Origin of the sequence: Citrobacter sp. Cpo147 (assembly GCF_030332405.1) — a bacterium.
In the GTDB taxonomy this organism is placed as follows: domain Bacteria; phylum Pseudomonadota; class Gammaproteobacteria; order Enterobacterales; family Enterobacteriaceae; genus Citrobacter; species Citrobacter portucalensis.
In genome coordinates, this window is sequence record NZ_JAOWHX010000033.1 from 1 (window position 1) to 21,062 (window position 21,062).

General features: G+C 50.8%; 20 protein-coding genes and 1 other annotated feature. Of the genes, 10 read left to right on the forward strand and 10 right to left on the reverse strand.

All coding sequences use genetic code 11. The features are described 5' to 3' along the window. Positions 1-109: 109 nt before the first annotated feature. Together tnpA and topA are read right to left on the reverse strand one after the other, a co-directional pair. A complete protein-coding gene (tnpA, locus tag OGY06_RS11935) occupies positions 110-568 on the reverse strand; it encodes an IS200/IS605 family transposase (RefSeq protein WP_057069660.1) in 459 nt (152 codons plus the stop codon). Between the two features lie 197 nt (positions 569-765). Continuing rightward, positions 766-3,363, reverse strand: a complete 2,598-nt coding sequence (topA, locus tag OGY06_RS11940) for a type I DNA topoisomerase (protein ID WP_003833325.1) — start codon at positions 3,361-3,363, stop codon at positions 766-768. A gap of 398 nt (positions 3,364-3,761) precedes the next feature. Here topA and OGY06_RS11945 point away from each other — a divergent pair, with 398 nt between their 5' ends. Further along, entirely contained in the window at positions 3,762-4,013 is a 252-nt protein-coding gene (locus OGY06_RS11945) for a YciN family protein (protein ID WP_003020616.1), read from the forward strand. A gap of 108 nt (positions 4,014-4,121) precedes the next feature. Here the strand turns inward: OGY06_RS11945 and sohB are convergent, their stop codons facing one another. Next, complete coding sequence (gene sohB / locus OGY06_RS11950; RefSeq protein ID WP_032934465.1) at positions 4,122-5,168, reverse strand: protease SohB; 1,047 nt, start codon at positions 5,166-5,168, stop codon at positions 4,122-4,124. 221 nt (positions 5,169-5,389) lie between these two features. On the opposite strand from sohB, the gene OGY06_RS11955 reads away from it, so the two are divergent. Beyond that, positions 5,390-6,151, forward strand: coding sequence for a YciK family oxidoreductase (locus tag OGY06_RS11955; RefSeq protein ID WP_003833331.1), 762 nt, complete (start codon positions 5,390-5,392; stop codon positions 6,149-6,151). Continuing rightward, entirely contained in the window at positions 6,148-6,738 is a 591-nt protein-coding gene (gene cobO, locus OGY06_RS11960; protein ID WP_003833333.1) for a cob(I)yrinic acid a,c-diamide adenosyltransferase, read from the forward strand. Before OGY06_RS11955 ends, cobO begins: the two co-directional genes overlap by 4 nt. An 83-nt stretch (positions 6,739-6,821) precedes the next feature. Here cobO and rluB read toward each other — a convergent pair whose 3' ends face one another. The 3 genes from rluB to rnm all read right to left on the reverse strand — a co-directional run bounded on the left by rluB (position 6,822) and on the right by rnm (position 9,293). After that, entirely contained in the window at positions 6,822-7,697 is an 876-nt protein-coding gene (gene rluB, locus OGY06_RS11965; protein WP_003020625.1) for a 23S rRNA pseudouridine(2605) synthase RluB, read from the reverse strand. Between the two features lie 100 nt (positions 7,698-7,797). Then, the gene (locus tag OGY06_RS11970; RefSeq protein ID WP_003833336.1) at positions 7,798-8,418 is read right to left on the reverse strand and encodes an L-threonylcarbamoyladenylate synthase; all 621 of its coding nucleotides are present in this window, start codon (positions 8,416-8,418) and stop codon (positions 7,798-7,800) included. Further along, a complete protein-coding gene (gene rnm, locus OGY06_RS11975; RefSeq protein WP_008784938.1) occupies positions 8,415-9,293 on the reverse strand; it encodes an RNase RNM in 879 nt (292 codons plus the stop codon). The genes OGY06_RS11970 and rnm overlap by 4 nt, the downstream gene beginning before the upstream one ends. A 135-nt stretch (positions 9,294-9,428) precedes the next feature. Between rnm and trpL the strand changes: the two genes are divergently transcribed. The 6 genes from trpL to trpA all read left to right on the forward strand — a co-directional run bounded on the left by trpL (position 9,429) and on the right by trpA (position 16,097). Beyond that, entirely contained in the window at positions 9,429-9,473 is a 45-nt protein-coding gene (trpL, locus tag OGY06_RS11980; protein ID WP_012905981.1) for a trp operon leader peptide, read from the forward strand. After that, positions 9,450-9,544, forward strand: a sequence feature (Trp leader region). (Overlaps the previous gene by 24 nt.) 23 nt (positions 9,545-9,567) lie before the next feature. Beyond that, positions 9,568-11,130: an anthranilate synthase component 1 gene (locus tag OGY06_RS11985; RefSeq protein WP_003833340.1), complete on the forward strand. Its 1,563-nt coding sequence runs from the start codon at positions 9,568-9,570 to the stop codon at positions 11,128-11,130. Beyond that, positions 11,130-12,725: a bifunctional anthranilate synthase glutamate amidotransferase component TrpG/anthranilate phosphoribosyltransferase TrpD gene (trpD, locus tag OGY06_RS11990; RefSeq protein ID WP_286605368.1), complete on the forward strand. Its 1,596-nt coding sequence runs from the start codon at positions 11,130-11,132 to the stop codon at positions 12,723-12,725. Before OGY06_RS11985 ends, trpD begins: the two co-directional genes overlap by 1 nt. Beyond that, positions 12,726-14,087 (forward strand): bifunctional indole-3-glycerol-phosphate synthase TrpC/phosphoribosylanthranilate isomerase TrpF, encoded by a 1,362-nt coding sequence (gene trpCF / locus OGY06_RS11995; RefSeq protein WP_444979680.1) that lies wholly within the window; start codon positions 12,726-12,728, stop codon positions 14,085-14,087. A gap of 10 nt (positions 14,088-14,097) precedes the next feature. Continuing rightward, the gene (gene trpB / locus OGY06_RS12000) at positions 14,098-15,291 is read left to right on the forward strand and encodes a tryptophan synthase subunit beta (RefSeq protein WP_003020645.1); all 1,194 of its coding nucleotides are present in this window, start codon (positions 14,098-14,100) and stop codon (positions 15,289-15,291) included. Then, positions 15,291-16,097, forward strand: coding sequence for a tryptophan synthase subunit alpha (gene trpA, locus OGY06_RS12005; protein WP_126317892.1), 807 nt, complete (start codon positions 15,291-15,293; stop codon positions 16,095-16,097). The genes trpB and trpA overlap by 1 nt, the downstream gene beginning before the upstream one ends. Before the next feature lie 32 nt (positions 16,098-16,129). On the opposite strand, the gene OGY06_RS12010 is transcribed toward trpA, so the two are convergent. Both OGY06_RS12010 and OGY06_RS12015 read right to left on the reverse strand, forming a co-directional pair. Then, positions 16,130-17,602: a GGDEF domain-containing protein gene (locus OGY06_RS12010; protein ID WP_240389315.1), complete on the reverse strand. Its 1,473-nt coding sequence runs from the start codon at positions 17,600-17,602 to the stop codon at positions 16,130-16,132. A 186-nt stretch (positions 17,603-17,788) separates the two neighbouring features. Continuing rightward, positions 17,789-18,064 (reverse strand): hypothetical protein, encoded by a 276-nt coding sequence (locus OGY06_RS12015; RefSeq protein WP_063940823.1) that lies wholly within the window; start codon positions 18,062-18,064, stop codon positions 17,789-17,791. Between the two features lie 259 nt (positions 18,065-18,323). Here OGY06_RS12015 and OGY06_RS12020 point away from each other — a divergent pair, with 259 nt between their 5' ends. Further along, complete coding sequence (locus OGY06_RS12020) at positions 18,324-18,761, forward strand: hypothetical protein (protein ID WP_240389314.1); 438 nt, start codon at positions 18,324-18,326, stop codon at positions 18,759-18,761. Between the two features lie 433 nt (positions 18,762-19,194). Here OGY06_RS12020 and OGY06_RS12025 read toward each other — a convergent pair whose 3' ends face one another. Together OGY06_RS12025 and ompW are read right to left on the reverse strand one after the other, a co-directional pair. Next, positions 19,195-19,911: a YebC/PmpR family DNA-binding transcriptional regulator gene (locus OGY06_RS12025; protein WP_063940825.1), complete on the reverse strand. Its 717-nt coding sequence runs from the start codon at positions 19,909-19,911 to the stop codon at positions 19,195-19,197. Between the two features lie 426 nt (positions 19,912-20,337). Further along, the gene (ompW, locus tag OGY06_RS12030; protein WP_003833354.1) at positions 20,338-20,976 is read right to left on the reverse strand and encodes an outer membrane protein OmpW; all 639 of its coding nucleotides are present in this window, start codon (positions 20,974-20,976) and stop codon (positions 20,338-20,340) included. Positions 20,977-21,062: the final 86 nt, after the last annotated feature.

The window sequence follows — 21,062 nt, forward strand, 5'->3', positions numbered from 1 at the left end:
AATAAATATCCTCCGGCATAGCCGGAGGTTTTTCTGATGCGCCTATAAGGCTCTGTTACCAGCCGCGCCCTAACAGGCGCATACGATCTGACATTTGCATCAGACTTCGTTACTTACGGCCCGTAAACGGGCTACCCGGATAAGGGATCGATAACTGCTCGCCCATTTTATCCTCTGCAAGCTGGTGCTTTATGTATTCCTGTATCCTTGCTGTGTTCTTACCCACCGTATCTACGTAATACCCACGACACCAGAACTCCCTGTTCCTGTATTTAAACTTCATATCACCAAACTGCTCATACAACATCAGACTGCTTTTACCTTTCAGATAACCCATAAAACCGGATACGCTCATTTTGGGCGGGATTTCCACAAGCATATGGATATGATCTGCACAGCATTCCGCTTCCAGGATCCGCACGTTTTTCCACTCACACAGCTTTCTTAATATGCTGCCTATCGCCCTACGTTTCTCCCCGTAGAATGCTTGTCTTCGGTATTTGGGCGCAAAAACTATGTGATATTTACAGTTCCATCGGGTGTGCGCTAAGCTCTTTTCGTCCCCCATTGGGACCCCCTTTTGATTTCTTGTTTAACCCTTGCAGTTGCCAGACCGCAAGGTGTTTTAACAAATCAAAAGGGGTTTTAATAACTGGCCCAAAGCTGAAAGCTTTCCGGAACCCCCAGCCTAGCTGGGGGTTTTCTGTGCACAACAAAAAGGGCCGCTTACGCGACCCTTTGAGGAGGAACTCAGCCAGAATGCTGTTATTTCTTCCCTTCTACCCATTTGCCGTCAACGAAGAACGCGGACCAGCCCGTCGCCTTACCGTCTTTCTCAGCGGCAACGTATTGCTGCTTGGTTTTACGGCTGAAACGAACCATGGACTTGTTACCATCCGGGTCAGTTTGCGGTGCGTCTGCCAGATAACGCAGTTTTTCCGGCAGGCGATCGCGGAAGCGATACAACTCTTCCACCAACGGCGCACGAGTCTCACGTGATTTCGGGAACGTATTGGCCGCCAGGAAGATACCTGCAGCACCATCACGTAACACGAAATACGCGTCAGATTTTTCACACGGCAGTTCCGGCAGCGGAACCGGATCTTCTTTCGGCGGAGCAACTTCACCGTTACGCAGGATCTTACGGGTGTTTTTACACTCGTCGTTGGTACACGCCATGTACTTGCCGAAACGTCCCATTTTCAGGTGCATTTCAGAACCACATTTTTCGCACTCTACGATAGGACCGTCATAACCCTTGATACGGAATTCACCCTCTTCGATCTCGTAGCCGTCGCAGGTTGGGTTATTACCACACACATGCAATTTACGCTTAGGATCGATGAGATAACTGTCCATTGCCGTACCGCACTTCTGGCAGCGGCGTTTGGCGCGCAATGCGTTCGTTTCCGCGTCATCGCCTTCAAGCACATTCAATACTTCGTTTTCCGGCACCAGGTTGATGGTGGTTTTGCAACGCTCTTTCGGGGAAAGTGCGTAGCCGGAGCAACCGAGGAAAACGCCAGTGCTGGCGGTACGAATACCCATCTTGCGCCCGCAGGTCGGGCAATCAATGCTGGTCAGTACCATCTGGTTCGGACGCATACCGCCCTCTTCAGGATCTTTCTCGGCTTTATCCAGCTGCTGAGTAAAATCAGTGAAGAAGTTGTCGAGTACGCCCTTCCATTCGGCTTCGTGATTCGCCACCTGGTCGAGGCTGTCTTCCATCTGCGCGGTAAAATCGTAGTTCATCAGTTCACGGAAATTTTCTTCCAGACGATCGGTGACGATTTCACCCATTTTTTCAGCGTAGAAGCGACGGTTTTCAACGCGAACATAACCGCGATCCTGAATCGTAGAGATGATCGACGCATAGGTGGATGGACGACCAATGCCACGCTTTTCAAGCTCTTTAACCAGCGAAGCTTCACTGAAGCGTGCTGGCGGCTTGGTGAAGTGCTGCGCAGGTGTCAGCTCGATAAGCGTCAAGGTATCGCCTTTGTCCACCGCCGGTAGGATGCGATCTTCATCGCCCTTACGCAGCGCGGGCATCACTTTGGTCCAACCATCGAAGCGCAGAATACGACCGCGCGCTTTCAGACGGAAATCACCCGCCCCCACGGTCAGGGTGGTGGAGTCATATTTCGCCGGCGTCATCTGACAAGCAACAAACTGGCGCCAGATCAGCTGATACAGTTTTTGCGCATCGGCCTCCATATCTTTCAGCGATTCCGCCAGTACGGCGACATCAGAAGGACGGATAGCTTCGTGTGCTTCCTGCGAGTTCTCTTTGCTGGCGTACTGGTTCGCGCTCTCCGGCAAATATTTTTTGCCAAAATTATCACTGATGTAATCGCGAACCATGGTGACAGCATCCTGGCTCAGGTTGGTTGAGTCAGTACGCATGTAAGTGATGTAACCCGCTTCATACAAGCGCTGCGCCATCATCATGGTTTTCTTCACACCAAAGCCCAGACGCGTGCTCGCAGCCTGCTGTAGCGTGGAGGTAATGAACGGTGCGCTCGGCTTGCTGCTGGTCGGTTTATCTTCACGTTCCAGGACGCTATAGCGCGCTTTTTCCAACAGGCTAACAGCGGCAAGCGTTTGTTCCCGATTTACAGGACGGAACGGTTTATCATTTTGATGCGTCACTTCAAGCGGCAACGCGTCACCGCCCGGCGTGGTCGTGTTAGCATCAATTTCCCAGAACTCTTCTGGAACAAATGCTTTGATTTCGCGTTCACGCTCAACCACCAGACGCACAGCCACAGACTGTACGCGACCGGCAGACAGACCACGCGCAATTTTTTTCCACAGCAGTGGCGACACCATATAGCCCACAACACGGTCCATAAAGCGGCGCGCCTGTTGCGCATTAACACGATCGATGTTCAACTCGCCCGGTTTTTCAAACGCCTGGCGAATAGCATTTTTGGTAATTTCGTTAAACACCACGCGACTGTAGCGAGTGTCGTCGCCACCGATGACTTCCCGCAGGTGCCATGCAATGGCTTCCCCTTCGCGGTCAAGGTCGGTTGCGAGATAGATGTGGTCGGCTTTTTCAGCCAGTTGCTTCAGTTCAGAAACAACTTTCTCTTTACCAGGCAGCACTTCATAGCGCGCATCCCAGTTGTGCCACGGGTCAACACCCATACGGTTGACGAGAGCGCCACGTTCATCCTTTTTGGGCTTTTTAGCCGTTTTGGTGGAGGTTGAGTCGGCGCTCTTTTTAGTTGCTGAGCCACTGGTCGGCAAATCACGGATATGACCGACGCTGGATTTCACCACGTAGTCATTACCCAGATACTTGTTGATCGTTTTGGCTTTTGCCGGGGACTCAACGATGACAAGAGCTTTACCCATATTCACCTTTACCTAATTTGATTCTTCCAGAATGCGTCGCACGTTGATTCACCTTCCACTGGCGACGAGACATCGATATGGTCTCTGCGTCGGCGGATATCAACCCCTTAAACTGATTTGCGCTTGTAATGTAACTCTCATGTAACTGAGTTAACAGGCTTTTTTGCTCACAAACGCTCTAGCACGACGAAGTATTGGTCGAATGTCAAGCAAATCTGTTGCCAGATTGACGAAAGCGTCACACTGTACCTGATAAAATGCGTTACGCAACTTTATTAGCATGCAAAAACAAATCTCGCCAGTTGTAACACTGTCGTAAAACCTTCATTTATGTCAGGGAATATTTGCCCATAAGGCGGGCTCAGCGTAGACTAATGTCCTTGTTTAAGGAGTAAATCATGCATAAAGACACTCAACCCATCGATCGCGAAACACTGCTGATTGAAGCCAACAAAATCATTCGTGAGCATGAGGACACGCTGGCGGGGATTGTCGCCACCGGCGTTACGCAGCGAAACGGCGTGCTGGTTTTCAGCGGAGATTACTTTTTAGACGAGCAAGGGCTACCAACGCCCAAAAGTACGGCTGTGTTTAATATGTTTAAACACCTGGCGCACGTACTTTCTGAAAAGTATCACTTGATCGATTAATACGAGAAATAATTTGCCGGATGGCAGCAACGCCTTATCCAGCCTACATTGATGCATATTTGTAGGCCGGATAGGATATGTGAGCAGCGCTATCCGGCAATGACAATTTTACATCAGTGGCTTCTGCCCCCGCTGCCACCAGCGCATCAGCAAACGATCGGCGCTCTCCGCCGCACTACCGGTAAAACGATCCATCAGCTTTTTACGCTGCAGATAGCGAACGTTCAACACTTCACGACCTTCCATCAGCCCGAGGATCACCTCATCGCTGGTATTGATCTCATCCACCAGCCCATTTGCCAGCGCCTGTTGACCAAACCAGTGTTCACCCGTGGCAACCTGTTCAATGTCCAGAGTCGGACGCATGCGATGCACAAAGTCTTTAAACAGATGATGCGTTTCGTTCAGATCTTCGCGGAATTTCTGACGTCCTTCTTCCGTGTTTTCACCGAGTAAGGTCAGCGTACGCTTGTACTGTCCGGCGGTGTGCAGTTCGATATCAATATCTTTCCCTTTCAGGAAGCGATTAAAGTTCGGGATCTGCGCCACCACGCCAATTGAGCCGACGATAGCAAACGGCGCCGAGACAATTTTATCTGCCACGCAGGCCATCATATATCCGCCGCTCGCAGCGACTTTATCCACCGTGACGGTTAGCGGTATCTGCTTATCGCGCAGACGTTGCAATTGCGATGCTGCCAGGCCATAGCCATGTACCACACCACCCGGGCTTTCCAGACGAACCACCACCTGATCCTGAGGTTTAACAACCGCCAGCACCGCCGTCACCTCTTCGCGTAATGCGCTGACTTCATGGGCATCCATACTGCCTTTAAAATCAAGCACCCATACACGAGGTTTATCAGATGACGTGCTGTCACCCAGTTTCGCTTTTGCCTTGGCGGCCTTCGCCTCCAGCTTCTGTTTCTTTTTCTGCGCCTTATGCCAGAATTTTTGCTGATGCCCATCCAATAAGGCCAGCGACAGATCTTCCTTCATCTCTTTATATTGATCGCTGAGGTTAATAACCCGCAATTCCCCACGCTGACGTTTGCGTTGTGTCGCGTTTACGATCAGCATCACCACCACTGCAATAGCCACCACGACAGTGACAATTTTTGCCAAAAACAGCCCATATTCAGACAACAATTCCACAAGACCCACCTTGGTTAAACAACGCGACTTCCGCTCAGTGTACAACAGGCGTGTCACCTCGTCTTGCTTCATACATCCAGTGCTGAATCAGTAAAAAGCATGACAAAGCGTTCATTTTGCGGTGTTATTGCCTTTGGCTGATTGAAAAAGAACAGGGTTTAAGGCATAAAGCCCAAAAGTTATTGCGAACGAGATGGCCAGGGCGTCGCCGAGGAGTAGCCGTGCATTACCAACCTAAACAAGACCTTTTACAGGGCCGCATTATTCTTGTCACCGGTGCCAGCGATGGTATCGGACGCGAAGCCGCGCAGACCTATGCACGCTATGGCGCGACCGTTATCCTGCTTGGGCGTAACGAAGAAAAACTGCGTCAGGTTGCCCGCACTATCGCCAATGAAAACGGAACACAACCACAGTGGTTTACACTGGATTTACTGACCTGTACCTCTGAAGAATGTCACCAGCTTGCGCAGCGCATTGCCGCACATTTCCCGCGTCTGGATGGCGTACTGCATAACGCCGGATTACTCGGCGATATTTGCCCAATGAGTGAACAAAACCCGCAGGTCTGGCAGGATGTAATGCAGGTAAATGTGAATGCTACTTTTATGCTGACTCAGGCATTGCTGCCGTTGTTACTCAAATCCGATGCCGGATCGCTGGTCTTTACCTCTTCCAGCGTCGGCCGCCAGGGACGCGCCAATTGGGGAGCATATGCCACCTCAAAATTTGCTACCGAAGGGATGATGCAGGTGCTGGCTGATGAGTATCAAAACCGTCATCTGCGCGTAAACTGTATCAATCCTGGTGGAACACGTACTGGCATGCGAGCCAGCGCATTCCCCACGGAAGATCCACAAAAATTGAAAACTCCCGCCGATATTATGCCGCTCTACCTGTGGCTGATGGGCGATGACAGCCGCCGTAAAACCGGTATGACTTTTGACGCCCAGCCGGGCCGTAAACCAGGAATTGCCCAATGAGTGAAGAACGCTATCAGCAACGTCAACAGCGCGTAAAAGATCGGGTTGACGCACGCGTTGCCGCCGCTACGGACGAGCGCGGGATCATCATCGTGTTCACCGGAAATGGTAAGGGTAAAACCACCGCCGCATTCGGTACCGCCACACGCGCGGTGGGCCACGGTAAAAAAGTCGGTGTCGTACAATTTATTAAAGGTACGTGGCCAAACGGAGAACGTAACTTACTTGAACCCCACGGCGTAGAGTTTCAGGTTATGGCAACAGGATTTACCTGGGAAACGCAAAACCGTGAGTCCGACACCGCGGCCTGTATGGCCGTGTGGGAACACGGCAAGCGGATGCTGGCCGACGATGAACTGGATATGGTGGTGCTGGACGAGCTGACCTATATGGTGGCATACGACTATCTGCCGCTTGAAGAGGTCATCACTGCCCTAAACGCGCGCCCTGCCCATCAAACGGTGATTATCACCGGCCGTGGATGTCATCGCGATATTCTGGAGTTAGCGGATACGGTCAGCGAGCTGCGCCCGGTCAAGCATGCGTTTGAAGCGGGCGTGAAGGCCCAGATAGGGATCGATTACTGACACCAGGCCGGATAAGGCGCTTGCGCCGCATCCGGCTCCACGCTAACGCCTGATAGCGCTTTGCTTATCAGGCCTGGTCATGATTAACCGTTGTTGCTACGGCCACCCGGACGACGGCTGCTACCGACCTGTGAGTGGCGCTTCACCGCACGACGGATCTGATTTGCCTTCATGCGACGACGATCTTTCTCGACGGCAACTTTAGATGTCGTTTCCGGCTTCAGCTCCACCAGTTCACGCAGATAGTTGGTCTGCGCGAGGTCAAGCTCGGTCCAGCCACCACGCGGCAGGCCTTTCGGCAGCGGGATATCACCGTAACGAACACGAATAAGACGGCTTACCTGCACACCTACAGCTTCCCACAGGCGACGGACTTCACGGTTACGCCCTTCGGTCAGCGTGACGTTATACCACTGGTTGATCCCTTCACCACCGCTGAACTTGATCGTTTTAAATGCCGCCGGACCATCTTCCAGCTGTACGCCACGACTCAGATCGCGCAGTTTTGCATCATCAACCTGACCAAACACACGTACCGCATATTCACGTTCAACTTCACGGCTTGGGTGCATCAGACGGTTAGCCAGTTCACCATCGGTGGTAAACAGCAGTAAACCGCAGGTATTCACGTCCAGACGCCCTACGGCAATCCAGCGCGCATCACGCAGTTTTGGTAAACGATCGAACACGGTCGGACGACCTTCCGGGTCGTTACGGGTACACAGTTCACCTTCTGGCTTGTAATAGGCCAGAACGCGGCAGATTTGCTCCGCAGACTCTTTAACCGAAATCAGATGACCGTCGATACGGATTTTCAGACCCGGAGTGACTTCAACGCGATCGCCGAGCGTGGCAATTTTGCCATCAACGCTCACGCGACCCGCGGCAATAATAGATTCGATTTCACGGCGAGAACCGTGGCCAGCGCGCGCCAGCACTTTTTGTAACTTTTCGCTCATAGAGCTTCCTTTAGATGTCGCCTTCACAGGCGTCGAACAGGAGAATCAACGGCGCCAGTCAGCGCCATTTTAAGGCCGCGTAGTATAGCGGTTCGCGCCCTTATAAGAAAGGTTTAACGTCGCCGACGCCTTCACGTAACACCACCGGGGAATCGTCGGTTAAATCGATGACCGTGGTCGGCTGCTGACCGAGATAGCCACCGTGGATAATCAAATCCACCAGTTTTTCCAGACGGTCTTTAATCTCTTCCGGGTCTGACTCAGTAAATTCACTGCCCGGCAGCATCAGCGATGTAGAGAGCATCGGCTCACCCAGTGCTTCCAGCAGCGCCAGCGCAATCGGATTCGATGGCACACGCAGGCCGATGGTCTTACGTTTTTCCTGCAACAAACGGCGCGGAACTTCTTTCGTTCCTTTCAGGATGAAGGTGTAGTTACCCGGCGTGTTGTTTTTAATTAAACGAAAGGCCACGTTGTCGACAAACGAATAGGTCGACAGTTCAGACAAGTCACGGCACATCAGCGTAAAGTTGTGCCCGTCCGGCAGGTGACGAATGCGGCAAATGCGCTCCATGGCGCCTTTATCTTCAATTTTGCAGCCCAACGCATAGCCGGAATCGGTTGGATAGACGATCACCCCACCTTTACGCACGATTTCAACGGCCTGATTGATCAGTCGCTGCTGCGGGTTTTCGGGATGAATATAAAAAAACTGGCTCATACTTTCCTCTCTGTGATCTCGGGCTGCTCCCAAAGTTGCCAGACGCCTTCTACGCCTGCGGGCAACCAAAGTTTACGACCCAACTCAATCCATGGGCAGGGTAAATGAAAATCAGACCCTTGCGATGCCCACAGTTGATGCGAACGCGCAAGCGTCGCCAGATGGGTGCGTTCATTGGGAGACTGCTGGCACTGTGCTACTTCCATCGCGTCGCCGCGATGTTCAGCAAAATGCGCAACCAGTCTTTTCAGCCACTTAGCGCTAAGATCGTACCGCCCAGGATGAGCCAGAACAGCCTTACCGCCAGAATGATGAATGACATCAATAGCTTGTTCTATTGTACACCACTGTGGCGGAACGTAACCGGTTTTCCCACGGGCAAGATATTTTTTAAAGACATCCGCCATGGTTGTGGCTTTTCCGCATTCCATCAGGAAACGCGCAAAATGGCCCCGCGTAACCGCCCCGCCATCAGCCAGGCGTAACGCCCCTTCCCACGCGCCGGGGATATGCGCTTTGTCGAGTCGTTCGGCAATCAGGCGCGCACGCTGCTGACGACGTTCCGTTTGTTGCGCCAGAAACTCACACATCATGGGATGGGCGATATCAATGTTCAGACCCACTATATGGATCTCATGGTTTTCCCAGACCGTTGATATCTCGACGCCAGGGATTAAATTTAAGGCTAAACCTGAACGTGAAATTTCTTCTCTTGCCGCCGCAATGCCGGCCGTGGTGTCATGATCGGTGATCGCCAGTGTACCGACTCGCATCTCTACCGCACGGTGTACTAAGGCTTCTGGCGTTAACCGCCCATCGGAGGCTGTAGTATGACTGTGCAGGTCATAAATCACTGCGTAATTCGTGTCGCTCAAGGCGGCTCCCGTTTCAATAAATGTCGTATCACGCCCATCATAGCGGTTTCGATAAATATACTGAAATCAGGTGTTGACTTTATTCCATTGAACTAGTTAACTAGTACGCAAGTTCACATGAAGAAGGTATCTGAGATGAAAGCAACATTTGTTCTGCACGGTTGGTGGCGCACTTCCTGATTTCGGGCAGTGTCTTACGTCTGCAATATGCAACCAGATACCCGGCCCGCCAAATGAGCGGGCTTTTTTTTGAACAAAATTAATGAGAATAACGATGCAAACTCAAAAACCGACACTCGAACTGCTTGCCTGCGATGCCGCCTACCGAGAGAATCCGACGGCGCTGTTTCATCAGGTGTGTGGCGCACGTCCAGCAACACTGCTGCTGGAATCTGCAGATATCGACAGCAAAGACGATCTGAAGAGCCTGCTGCTGGTCGACAGCGCATTACGCATTACCGCTCTAGGTGACACTGTCACTATTCAGGCGTTGTCCGCAAACGGCGCATCGCTGCTGCCCCTGCTGGATGCTGCCCTGCCCGCTGGCGTTGAGAACGAACAACAGCCGAATGGTCGTCATCTGCGATTCCCCGCCGTCAGCCCGCTGCTGGATGAAGACGCCCGCTTATGTTCTCTTTCCGTATTTGACGCTTTTCGCTTATTGCAGGAGCTGGTTAATGTTCCAGCGCAAGAACGTGAAGCGATGTTCTTCGGCGGTCTGTTTTCTTACGATCTGGTTGCGGGTTTTGAAGAGTTGCCACAGCTTGAAGCGGGCAACCGTTGCCCTGACTACTGCTTCTATCTGGCAGAAACGCTGATGGTTATCGACCACCAGAAAAAAAGCACCCGTATTCAGGCCAGTATTTTTACCCCCAATGATGCTGAAAAACAGCGTCTTAACGCTCGTCTGGCGCAGTTGAGCCAGCAGCTTACCGAGCCTGCGCCGCCATTGCCGGTCACTGAAGTCCCGCAGATGCGCTGCGAGTGCAATCAGAGCGATGAAGAGTTTGGCGCCGTAGTTCGTGGCATGCAAAAAGCGATTCGCGCGGGCGAAATTTTCCAGGTGGTGCCATCCCGCCGTTTCTCGCTGCCCTGCCCATCTCCGCTGGCGGCCTACTATGTGCTGAAGAAAAGTAACCCCAGCCCATACATGTTTTTCATGCAGGACAACGATTTCACGCTGTTTGGCGCCTCCCCGGAAAGCTCGCTGAAATACGATGCCACCAGCCGCCAGATTGAGATCTACCCGATTGCTGGTACTCGCCCGCGCGGTCGTCGTGAGGACGGTTCGCTTGATCGCGATCTCGACAGCCGTATCGAGCTGGAGATGCGTACCGACCATAAAGAGCTTTCTGAGCACCTGATGCTGGTTGACCTTGCGCGTAACGACCTGGCGCGCATCTGTACACCTGGCAGCCGCTATGTTGCTGACCTCACCAAGGTCGATCGTTACTCCTTCGTTATGCACCTGGTTTCGCGCGTGGTCGGCGAATTGCGTAGCGATCTGGATGTGCTGCACGCTTACCGCGCCTGTATGAATATGGGCACGTTAAGCGGAGCGCCAAAAGTTCGCGCCATGCAGCTTATCGCCGAGGCAGAGGGTCGTCGCCGTGGCAGCTACGGCGGTGCGGTAGGTTACTTCACGGCGCATGGCGATCTGGATACCTGTATTGTCATTCGCTCCGCCCTCGTGGAAGACGGTATTGCCACCGTACAAGCCGGTGCCGGGATTGTTCTGGATTCTGTACCGCAGTCTGAAGCCGATGAAACCCGTAATAAAGCGCGCGCGGTTCTGCGTGCTATCGCCACCGCGCACCACGCACTGGAGACCTTCTAATGGCTGACATTCTGCTGCTCGATAATATCGACTCTTTTACCTATAACCTGGCGGATCAGCTGCGTACTAATGGTCACAACGTGGTGATTTACCGCAACCATATTCCGGCCCAGACGTTGATTGACCGCTTAGCAACGATGAAAAATCCGGTGCTGATGCTCTCTCCAGGCCCAGGTGCGCCAAGCGAAGCAGGTTGCATGCCGGAGCTGTTAACCCGTTTGCGCGGCAAGCTGCCAATCATCGGTATTTGTCTGGGGCACCAGGCCATTGTTGAGGCCTATGGCGGATATGTGGGCCAGGCTGGAGAAATCCTGCACGGCAAAGCGTCCAGCATTGAACACGACGGTCAGGCGATGTTTGCCGGTCTGGCGAATCCGCTGCCGGTGGCACGCTATCATTCACTGGTTGGCAGCAACGTTCCTGCTGGATTGACCATTAACGCCCACTTTAACGGCATGGTGATGGCGGTACGTCACGATACCGATCGCGTCTGCGGCTTCCAGTTCCATCCGGAGTCAATTCTGACCACCCAGGGCGCGCGATTGCTGGAACAAACGCTGGCCTGGGCGCAACAGAAGCTTGAACAAACCAATACGCTGCAACCCATTCTGGAGAAACTGTATCAGGCCCAAACGCTGTCCCAGCAGGAAAGCCACCAGCTGTTCTCTGCCGTGGTACGCGGTGAACTGAAACCGGAACAACTGGCTGCGGCGCTGGTAAGCATGAAAATTCGTGGCGAACACCCGAATGAAATTGCCGGTGCGGCAACCGCGCTGCTGGAAAACGCAGCCCCGTTCCCGCGCCCTGATTATCTGTTTGCCGATATTGTCGGTACCGGCGGTGACGGCAGCAACAGTATCAATATTTCTACCGCCAGCGCCTTTGTTGCGGCGGCTTGCGGACTGAAAGTTGCCAAACACGGCAACCGCAGCGTCTCCAGCAAGTCTGGCTCTTCGGATCTGTTAGCGGCATTTGGCATCAATCTGGATATGAACGCTGATAAATCCCGTCAGGCGCTAGACGACCTCGGGGTGTGCTTCCTGTTTGCGCCGAAATATCACACCGGTTTTCGCCATGCCATGCCAGTACGCCAGCAGTTGAAAACCCGCACGCTGTTTAACGTGCTCGGCCCGTTGATTAACCCGGCGCATCCGCCGCTGGCGCTGATCGGCGTTTACAGCCCGAAACTGGTGCTACCCATTGCCGAGACGCTGCGCGTGCTGGGATATCAACGAGCAGCCGTGGTTCACAGTGGTGGCATGGACGAAGTTTCGCTGCATGCGCCGACCATTGTGGCAGAGCTGCACGATGGGGAAATCAAGAGTTATCAACTGACGGCAGAAGACTTTGGTCTGACGCCTTACCACCAGGAACAGCTGGCTGGCGGCACGCCGGAAGAAAACCGTGACATTCTTAGTCGCTTGTTACAAGGTAAAGGTGAAGCCGCTCATGAGGCTGCTGTTGCCGCAAATGTCGCCATGTTAATGCGCCTGCACGGTGAAGAAGATTTAAAAGCCAATGCGCAAACCGTGATTAATGTACTGCGTAGCGGTGCGGCCTATGACCGCGTCACTGCACTGGCAGCAAGAGGGTAAATGATGCAAACCGTTTTAGCGAAAATTGTCGCAGACAAGGCGATTTGGGTAGAAGCCCGTAAACAGCAACAACCGCTGGCCAGCTTTCAAAATGATGTTCAGCCTGGCTCACGTGATTTCTACGATGCGCTGCAAGGTGCGCGCACCGCCTTTATTCTGGAGTGCAAAAAGGCATCTCCATCAAAAGGCGTGATCCGTGATGATTTCGACCCGGCACAAATTGCTGGCGTCTATAAACATTATGCTTCCGCGATCTCTGTACTGACCGATGAGAAGTATTTCCAGGGGAGCTTTGATTTCCTGCCCATCGTCAGCCGCATCGCACCGCAGCCGATTCTGTGCAAGGACTTTATTATCGATCCTTACCAGATTTACCTGGCACGTTTCTACCAGGCGGACGCCTGTTTATTGATGCTGTCGGTGCTCAATGATGAGCAATATCGTCAACTCGCCGCCGTCGCCCACAGTCTGAAAATGGGCGTACTGACCGAAGTCAGCAACGAAGAAGAGCTGGAGCGTGCTATCGCACTGGGCGCCAAAGTCGTTGGTATCAACAACCGTGATTTACGCGACCTGTCGATTGATCTGAATCGTACCCGTCAACTGGCGCCGCGACTAGGTCACGGTGTTACCGTCATCAGCGAGTCCGGGATCAACACCTATGGTCAGGTGCGCGAGCTCAGCCACTTCGCCAACGGTTTTCTGATTGGCTCCGCGCTGATGTCGCATGATGATCTGCACGCCGCCGTGCGTCGCGTACTGCTCGGCGAGAATAAAGTCTGCGGTTTAACCCGGGCTCAGGATGCAAACGCGGCATACGAAGCGGGTGCCATTTACGGCGGCGTGATTTTTGTCCCCACATCACCGCGCGCGGTCAACGTTGAACAAGCGCGAGAGGTCATGACCGGCGCGCCGCTGCAATACGTCGGGGTATTTCGCAACTCAGATATTACCGACGTGAGCGCAACAGCGGCAGAGCTGGGACTAGCTGCCGTGCAACTGCACGGTAACGAAGACCAGGCCTATGTTGACGCCCTGCGCGAGGTACTGCCCGCACAGGTACAAATCTGGAAGGCGCTCAGCGTCAGCGAGACGTTGCCAGCCCGTGATTATCAGCATGTCGATAAATACGTCTTCGACAACGGCCAGGGCGGCAGCGGTCAACGCTTTGACTGGTCACTTTTAGGCGGACAATCGCTGGATAACGTTTTACTGGCAGGCGGACTTGGCGCAGATAACTGCGTTGACGCGGCAAAAACCGGCTGTGCCGGTCTCGATTTCAATTCTGGCGTAGAGTCACAGCCGGGCATCAAAGATGCACGTCTTCTGGCTTCGGTCTTTCAGACGCTGCGCGCATATTAAGGAAAAGGACATGACAACATTACTCAATCCGTACTTTGGCGAATTTGGCGGTATGTATGTGCCACAGATTCTGATGCCTGCCCTGCGCCAGCTGGAAGAAGCTTTTGTCAGCGCGCAAAAAGATCCTGAATTTCAGGCGCAGTTTACAGACCTGCTGAAAAACTATGCGGGTCGCCCAACCGCACTGACCAAGTGCCAGAACATTACTCAAGGCACCAATACAACGTTGTATCTCAAGCGTGAAGATTTACTGCACGGCGGCGCGCACAAAACCAACCAGGTGCTGGGTCAGGCGTTGCTGGCGAAGCGCATGGGTAAAACGGAAATTATCGCCGAAACTGGCGCGGGTCAGCACGGGGTTGCATCTGCTCTCGCCAGCGCATTGCTGGGTCTGAAATGCCGTATTTATATGGGTGCGAAAGATGTTGAACGTCAGTCGCCTAACGTTTTCCGTATGCGTTTGATGGGCGCTGAAGTTATCCCCGTTCACAGCGGTTCCGCAACACTGAAAGATGCCTGTAACGAAGCGCTTCGCGACTGGTCTGGCAGCTACGATACCGCGCACTACATGCTCGGTACGGCGGCTGGTCCACACCCCTTCCCGACCATTGTGCGTGAGTTCCAGCGCATGATCGGTGAAGAAACCAAGGCGCAGATTCTGGAAAAAGAAGGCCGTCTGCCGGACGCCGTTATCGCCTGCGTGGGCGGCGGTTCTAACGCCATCGGTATGTTCGCCGATTTTATTAATGAAACCAGCGTAGGTCTGATTGGCGTAGAGCCGGGCGGTCACGGAATTGAGTCTGGAGAGCACGGCGCACCGTTGAAGCATGGTCGTGTCGGGATTTACTTCGGCATGAAGTCCCCGATGATGCAGACCGAAGAAGGACAGATCGAAGAGTCTTACTCTATTTCTGCAGGGCTGGACTTCCCATCGGTTGGGCCACAGCACGCGTACCTGAACAGCATTGGCCGCGCAGATTATGTTTCAATCACCGATGATGAAGCACTGGAAGCCTTCAAAACGCTGTGTCTGCACGAGGGAATTATTCCGGCACTGGAGTCCTCCCATGCCCTGGCGCACGCGTTGAAAATGATGCGTGAAAATCCGGAAAAAGAGCAGTTACTGGTGGTTAATCTCTCCGGTCGCGGCGACAAAGACATTTTCACCGTACACGATATTCTGAAAGCGCGAGGGGAAATCTGATGGAACGTTACAAAAACCTGTTTGCACAGCTGAAGGACCGCAAAGAAGGCGCTTTTGTCCCCTTCGTAACCCTGGGCGATCCGTCTGTTGAGCAGTCACTGAAAATCATTGATACGCTGATTGAAGCCGGTGCCGACGCGCTTGAGCTCGGCATTCCGTTCTCCGATCCGCTGGCAGACGGTCCGACCATACAGGAAGCCACCCTGCGAGCGTTTGCCGCCGGCGTTACACCGTCGCAATGCTTTGAAATGCTGGCGCTGATTCGCCAGAAGCATCCGACGATTCCCATTGGGTTGCTGATGTATGCCAACCTGGTCTTCAGCAAGGGCATTGACGAGTTTTACGCCCAGTGCGAAAAAGTGGGTGTGGATTCTGTGTTAGTGGCCGATGTGCCTGTTGAGGAGTCAGCTCCGTTCAGAACTGCAGCGCTCCGCCACAATATTGCACCAATTTTCATCTGCCCTCCGAACGCTGATGAAGAACTGCTACGCCAGATTGCCTCTTATGGCCGTGGCTATACTTATCTGCTTTCACGTGCAGGTGTGACCGGTGCAGAAAATCGTGCGGCATTACCGCTGTATCATCTGGTTGAAAAGCTGAAACAATATGATGCTCCGCCTTCTTTACAGGGCTTTGGTATTTCTGCGCCTGAACAGGTCGCTGGTGCTATTGAAGCCGGTGCTGCCGGCGCAATTTCCGGCTCGGCAATTGTGAAGATCATTGAGAAAAATGTTGCGGCACCGGATCAGATGCTGGCTGAGCTGAAAGCGTTTGTCAGCGCGATGAAAACCGCCACCCAGCAGTAAGTTAAATCAACCGCCAGTGACAGCTGGCGGTTTCACCCTTCTTTCGTGTGCTTCATTCTATACATAGCGCTATCCGCATTCTGAATGGCCACATCCAGTTCATCGTTCACCTCTGCAATTCCCCACGATACTGACAATGGCACGGTATGGCCGTCCACAACGAACACATGACTGGTCACCTGCCCGCTAATACGTTGCGCGATTGCTATAGCGTCAGTTGCCTGCGATCGAAACAGCAGGATCATAAATTCATCCCCGCCGGTACGAATCACAATATCGTGGCTGGTGCGGGTGTTTGAAAGCATCCTGTTGGCGATAATTTGCAGCGCGCGATCGCCTGCCGCGTGGCCCCAGGTATCATTGACGGCCTTGAATTTATTGCAGTCCAGTAGCACCACCGAACAGTGTGATAAATCCCGACGCTTGATAATGTCGAGTATTCGGCGGTTAAAACAGCCGGTCAGAGTATCGATATAAACCTTGAGGTCGCTTTCATTCAGCCATGATTTGAGTGAGAAACTGATCATGATGAAAAAGAACGGCGCCAGCAGAATCACGATCCCAGCATGTGTGTCGCGTACCATAAAACGACCTAATGATAGCGAATAGTGCAGTGCATATTTCTCCGAAAAATTGCGCACCATAAAGCGGGATTGACTTGTACATTTGCCGGATAAACAGAGACTCTCATGGTTTGTTAAATTCACCAACTCCACGTTCAGCTCCGGTGGAATTTGGTTGTCAAATGCCTGGGCTAACGCTTCCTGCAATTCGGGCTTTGAATGGTCATAGACCAGATAGGCTACGATTTGGTCTGATATCTCTTTGCCAGACAGATCGTAGATATAACTCACCACGCTGTAAGCTTTTTCACCGGTAATTTTATCGGTATAAAAATTCGTCGAACTAAGGGCTTTGTTTTTGACGTTTTTTTGCAGTAATCGGGTATAGAAATCGACGGGCGGGTAGAAAAATTGAGTGATATCCCGCGCCATTTCAGAATTTGAGAAACTGAAATTGCGTGAATCGGAAGCCATAAACCAGTAAAAATAATCTGAATTTTTGGCGATGATATAACGATGTGCATCGAAGCTGCCCGGGTTTAGCTCATTGACCATACCGCGAATAAATTCAGCCGCCGTATACATACACAGCGCGTTGTGACTGGTTTGCTGGGCAACCAATGTCCCCGTCGCCGAATGCAGTCGCTTTGGATCGGCGTTAATTCCCCATTCATCCTCATCCCGGAGAACAAATTTTGAAATATCGCCGCATTGTTCCCCCGTTTTGATATGGTGATAACGCTCACCAATCGCATCGGCGATCAGCTCGTTATCGTTAAAAATGTCCATCATGCGCGCTTGCAGGCGGTTGACACCTTCGCTGGCAGCGGCCATTCGCTGTTCATAAATAATAAACAGAAACAACGAAGTAAATATCAACGTAATGAGCCCTGATACCAGCAGTGCCTGCCTGTTTCTGAGCTTATCCTGCACAATCTTCACGAGTCCACCCTGATAGTTAACAGTATTGCCAAATCGGTTACCCGTTTATGTTGTTGCATAACAGCGTTGTACGTTGATAGAGAATGTTTGCCACTCCGAAGCAGGTAAGTTGATGTAGCCCGCAGTCGCGCGCTTAGATTACATATTTATACAATAAAATCACATATTTGTTAACATAAATGCAAACTAATCATCACCTTCGATAGGATATCCTGCCCGCCGGATGGCCTCGCGGCAGTCGTTTACGCCTGCGGCATAGCCCGCCTCAATCTCGCAAACCGGACTTGCGCTGCAATAAGGTAGTGTAACTGGAGTCGCAATAATTTTCTCCAGCACCTCAATTTTATCCATGTAAAGTAATAACTCACGTGCAGCACTCACGGCAAACGCTGCCGTTTGATCTTCGGAGAACGGTTCCAGAAGTGTGATTTTTTGCTGTAGCAGATGGCGGGTCAACATCATCAGCAATACCCTCAAAGTTGGTTTGCTTAAAGAGTAGCACTACATCAAAGGGGAGAAAGGCTCGATGTTTTCCCCAGAATGTTTAAATGAAGAACGAGGGGAATGTTTCCTGGTTGCTAACTACTGTCAGGCATGCTCGGAATCTATACAGTTCAATCATCCTGGTTGTGCAGCTATTAATTAAGTTGACTTCAAAAAGTCCCTTGCGAGACACTGCTTTAAAGCATACCAAATATGGGTGAACTTGTTGAGACATCTGTTGATTAAATTAGTTGTGTTAAGCGTTGGATTTTTAAGCGCTGGGGACATACTGGCAAATACTCCGGAACAGGTAGTCACCGCTTTCCAGAGGGATTATAAATATTGGAATGACCAGTCATTCCTGAGAAATCAGAACGATGGAAAGCAAGAAGTTATGCTCCAGGCCCAGAAGGGTTGGAATGAGCTTTTGAAAAAATATACAAAACCTGGTTTTCAGGGCGAGCCTATAGCTTTTGGTTCTGAGTCTAGTCATGACCCTGAGCAAGAGAAGATCATATCGGTTCAGATTACTGAAAAAATAGCGGTCGTAACGACCAAATTATCAAGGCAGTATTATTCACCTATTTATGAATATCAATTGTCCAAAGAAAATGATACCTGGTATCTATCTCAGATCTTTTTAGTTGATGACGATGGAAAATATCCGAGTTTGTAATAACAGTGTACTTGTACACATTGTTTCCATACTGCCTGAGACTGTCAATCGCTGGACGACTCTGAGCGTGAAGCGGACCAGACTATCTGATGAAAAGTCTGATGAAAAGCTTCACTCATACTGTCGGGACAGCGATAAGCGAGGAACTCACGTTGTGCTTGCATCAGGATGACCTGGAATGATGGAGTTAACATCTCAATTGTTCATAGCAGCGCTGAGTGGATTCAGGATATCGCGGGGCGTATTGGACGTATAACGTTTATCGCGTACCTAAGAAGTTAAGGCCAGAGATTTTAATTATTACATTTTCTTTTTTAAGATAGTGGTTTTTATCTATTTTTTAGAATAAACATATCTGGCCAGATATTCTTCTTCATAACAACTCTATGAGTTAAAAAAATCTGCCATAATGACAGATTCTTTTAATCTATCATTAGAGATTTGCAACGTTATGATATACTTTTTGAACATCATCGTCATCTTCAAGGGCATCAACAAGCCCTGCAAAGACTTCTAAATCTTCTGGTGAAAGTTCAATTTCTGATTGAGCAATCATCTCTAATTCTGTGGTAGTGAATTCAGTAATCCCTGCGGCTTTTAAAGCTGCAATGCCTTTGTGAAGATCTGTAGATTCCGTATAAATAACGATGTTTCCTTCTTCTTCGGTTACATCACGAACATCTACTTCAGCATTAAGCAAAATTTCAAAAATGTGGTCAGGATCTGTCCCTTCAAATACAATCACTCCGGTATTGTCAAACATATAGCTGACAGAACCAGCCGCTCCGATATTCCCGCCTTTTTTATTAAAAATTGAGCGGACATTAGCAATCGTACGGTTAACATTTGAAGTCAATGTTTCAGCGATAATCAGTGAGCCACTGGGACCAAAGCCTTCATAACGCCCTTGCACGAACGTTTCATCGCTGCCGCCTTTGGCTTTATCAATAGCTTTATCAATAACGTGTTTTGGAACCTGCGCTTGTTTAGCACGTTCAATAACGAATTTTAAAGATGTATTTAATTCTGGGTCTGGTTCGCCTTGTTTAGCAGCAGCATAAATTTCTACACCGAATTTTGCATATACATTAGACGTTGCTCCGTCTTTAGCTGTTTTTTTAGCAACAATATTTGCCCACTTACGTCCCACTGGAATGATCTCCTCAAAAATTCATTTACATAGCCGACAGGTAAATAACCTAGCCTTACATTATATCATGACGTATAAATCCTCGTCCATGAAAAATAAAATATCCAAATTTTACGATATGTTACTTTAATTTTATCAATAGTTAACATTTTGGATAAATTATCCCCTGACTATCTTCAGGTTTTTTGTGCGTAATAAATGAACCGCAACAATAAAGCATAAGAAAAGAGAAACAAAAGTGATATTCCAGATAAACACACTTGCTATTAAAGTTAGCGCAGTACAGCTTATAGCGAGGTATCGACACACAAATTTTGTCAGGCCAGAGGCGCAAAATAATGGCCGTTCAAGACAACGACACGTGTGGAAAAGAATGGAAAAACTGGCCATTTGATGACCAGTTTTGCAGGGGGTTTGCAGAAAAACTTAAAAACGATAACCCGCAGAGAACATAAACACCCACGGATCAAGGCGTACGCTGTCTCGCTGCTGTACACCGCCCATTTTATAGCTTGCAGTGGTGTCGATATCCATGTACCACACCGACATGTTAATCAGCCAGTCACGGTTAATCAGATAGTCCATACCAACTTGCCCTGCTGCGCCCCAGGAATCTTTCAGACTCAGGTCCGATAACCCTGTTTCTTTACCGTTATCGTTAAAGCCTTCATCGAAGAAGGTCGTGTAGTTCACCCCAACACCTACGTACGGACGCAGTTTACTGCTGGAGTCACCGAAGTACCACTGCGCCATTAACGTCGGCGGTAAATGATGTACGGTGGCAATATCACCCGTTGCAGCAGTGCCGATTTTATGGCGGAACGGCGTAGCTGCCAGTAATTCAACACCGATATTGTCGGTTGCCATGTAGGTAAATGTCAGACCCAACTGCGTGTTATTGCTGACATCAAAGCCACCTAAGCTGCCCAGCGTACCACCTGCACCTTCCGTCGGCCTGACGGTGGCAGAACCTGCACGAATAAAGAACTCTCCAGCTTCATGCGCAAATGCGTTACCAGAGAGAAGAGTTGTTAAAGCCAATGCTGCAACTGTTAATTTTTTCATGTCCGCTCCATCGTTATGGTTATAAAAGCGGAACGAATATACCCACATTGGAGTAATAAGTGATCTAACATGGATCACATTGACTT

What these genes read in the sequence shown, in the direction of transcription:
- tnpA (WP_057069660.1), bottom strand. Translation starts at nt 568, where the DNA reads ATGGGGGACGAAAAGAGCTTAGCGCACACCCGATGGAACTGTAAATAT.
- topA (WP_003833325.1), bottom strand. Translation starts at nt 3,363, where the DNA reads ATGGGTAAAGCTCTTGTCATCGTTGAGTCCCCGGCAAAAGCCAAAACG.
- OGY06_RS11945 (WP_003020616.1), top strand. Translation starts at nt 3,762, where the DNA reads ATGCATAAAGACACTCAACCCATCGATCGCGAAACACTGCTGATTGAA.
- cobO (WP_003833333.1), top strand. Translation starts at nt 6,148, where the DNA reads ATGAGTGAAGAACGCTATCAGCAACGTCAACAGCGCGTAAAAGATCGG.
- rluB (WP_003020625.1), bottom strand. Translation starts at nt 7,697, where the DNA reads ATGAGCGAAAAGTTACAAAAAGTGCTGGCGCGCGCTGGCCACGGTTCT.
- OGY06_RS11970 (WP_003833336.1), bottom strand. Translation starts at nt 8,418, where the DNA reads ATGAGCCAGTTTTTTTATATTCATCCCGAAAACCCGCAGCAGCGACTG.
- OGY06_RS11985 (WP_003833340.1), top strand. Translation starts at nt 9,568, where the DNA reads ATGCAAACTCAAAAACCGACACTCGAACTGCTTGCCTGCGATGCCGCC.
- trpD (WP_286605368.1), top strand. Translation starts at nt 11,130, where the DNA reads ATGGCTGACATTCTGCTGCTCGATAATATCGACTCTTTTACCTATAAC.
- trpCF (WP_444979680.1), top strand. Translation starts at nt 12,726, where the DNA reads ATGATGCAAACCGTTTTAGCGAAAATTGTCGCAGACAAGGCGATTTGG.
- trpB (WP_003020645.1), top strand. Translation starts at nt 14,098, where the DNA reads ATGACAACATTACTCAATCCGTACTTTGGCGAATTTGGCGGTATGTAT.
- trpA (WP_126317892.1), top strand. Translation starts at nt 15,291, where the DNA reads ATGGAACGTTACAAAAACCTGTTTGCACAGCTGAAGGACCGCAAAGAA.
- OGY06_RS12015 (WP_063940823.1), bottom strand. Translation starts at nt 18,064, where the DNA reads ATGATGTTGACCCGCCATCTGCTACAGCAAAAAATCACACTTCTGGAA.
- ompW (WP_003833354.1), bottom strand. Translation starts at nt 20,976, where the DNA reads ATGAAAAAATTAACAGTTGCAGCATTGGCTTTAACAACTCTTCTCTCT.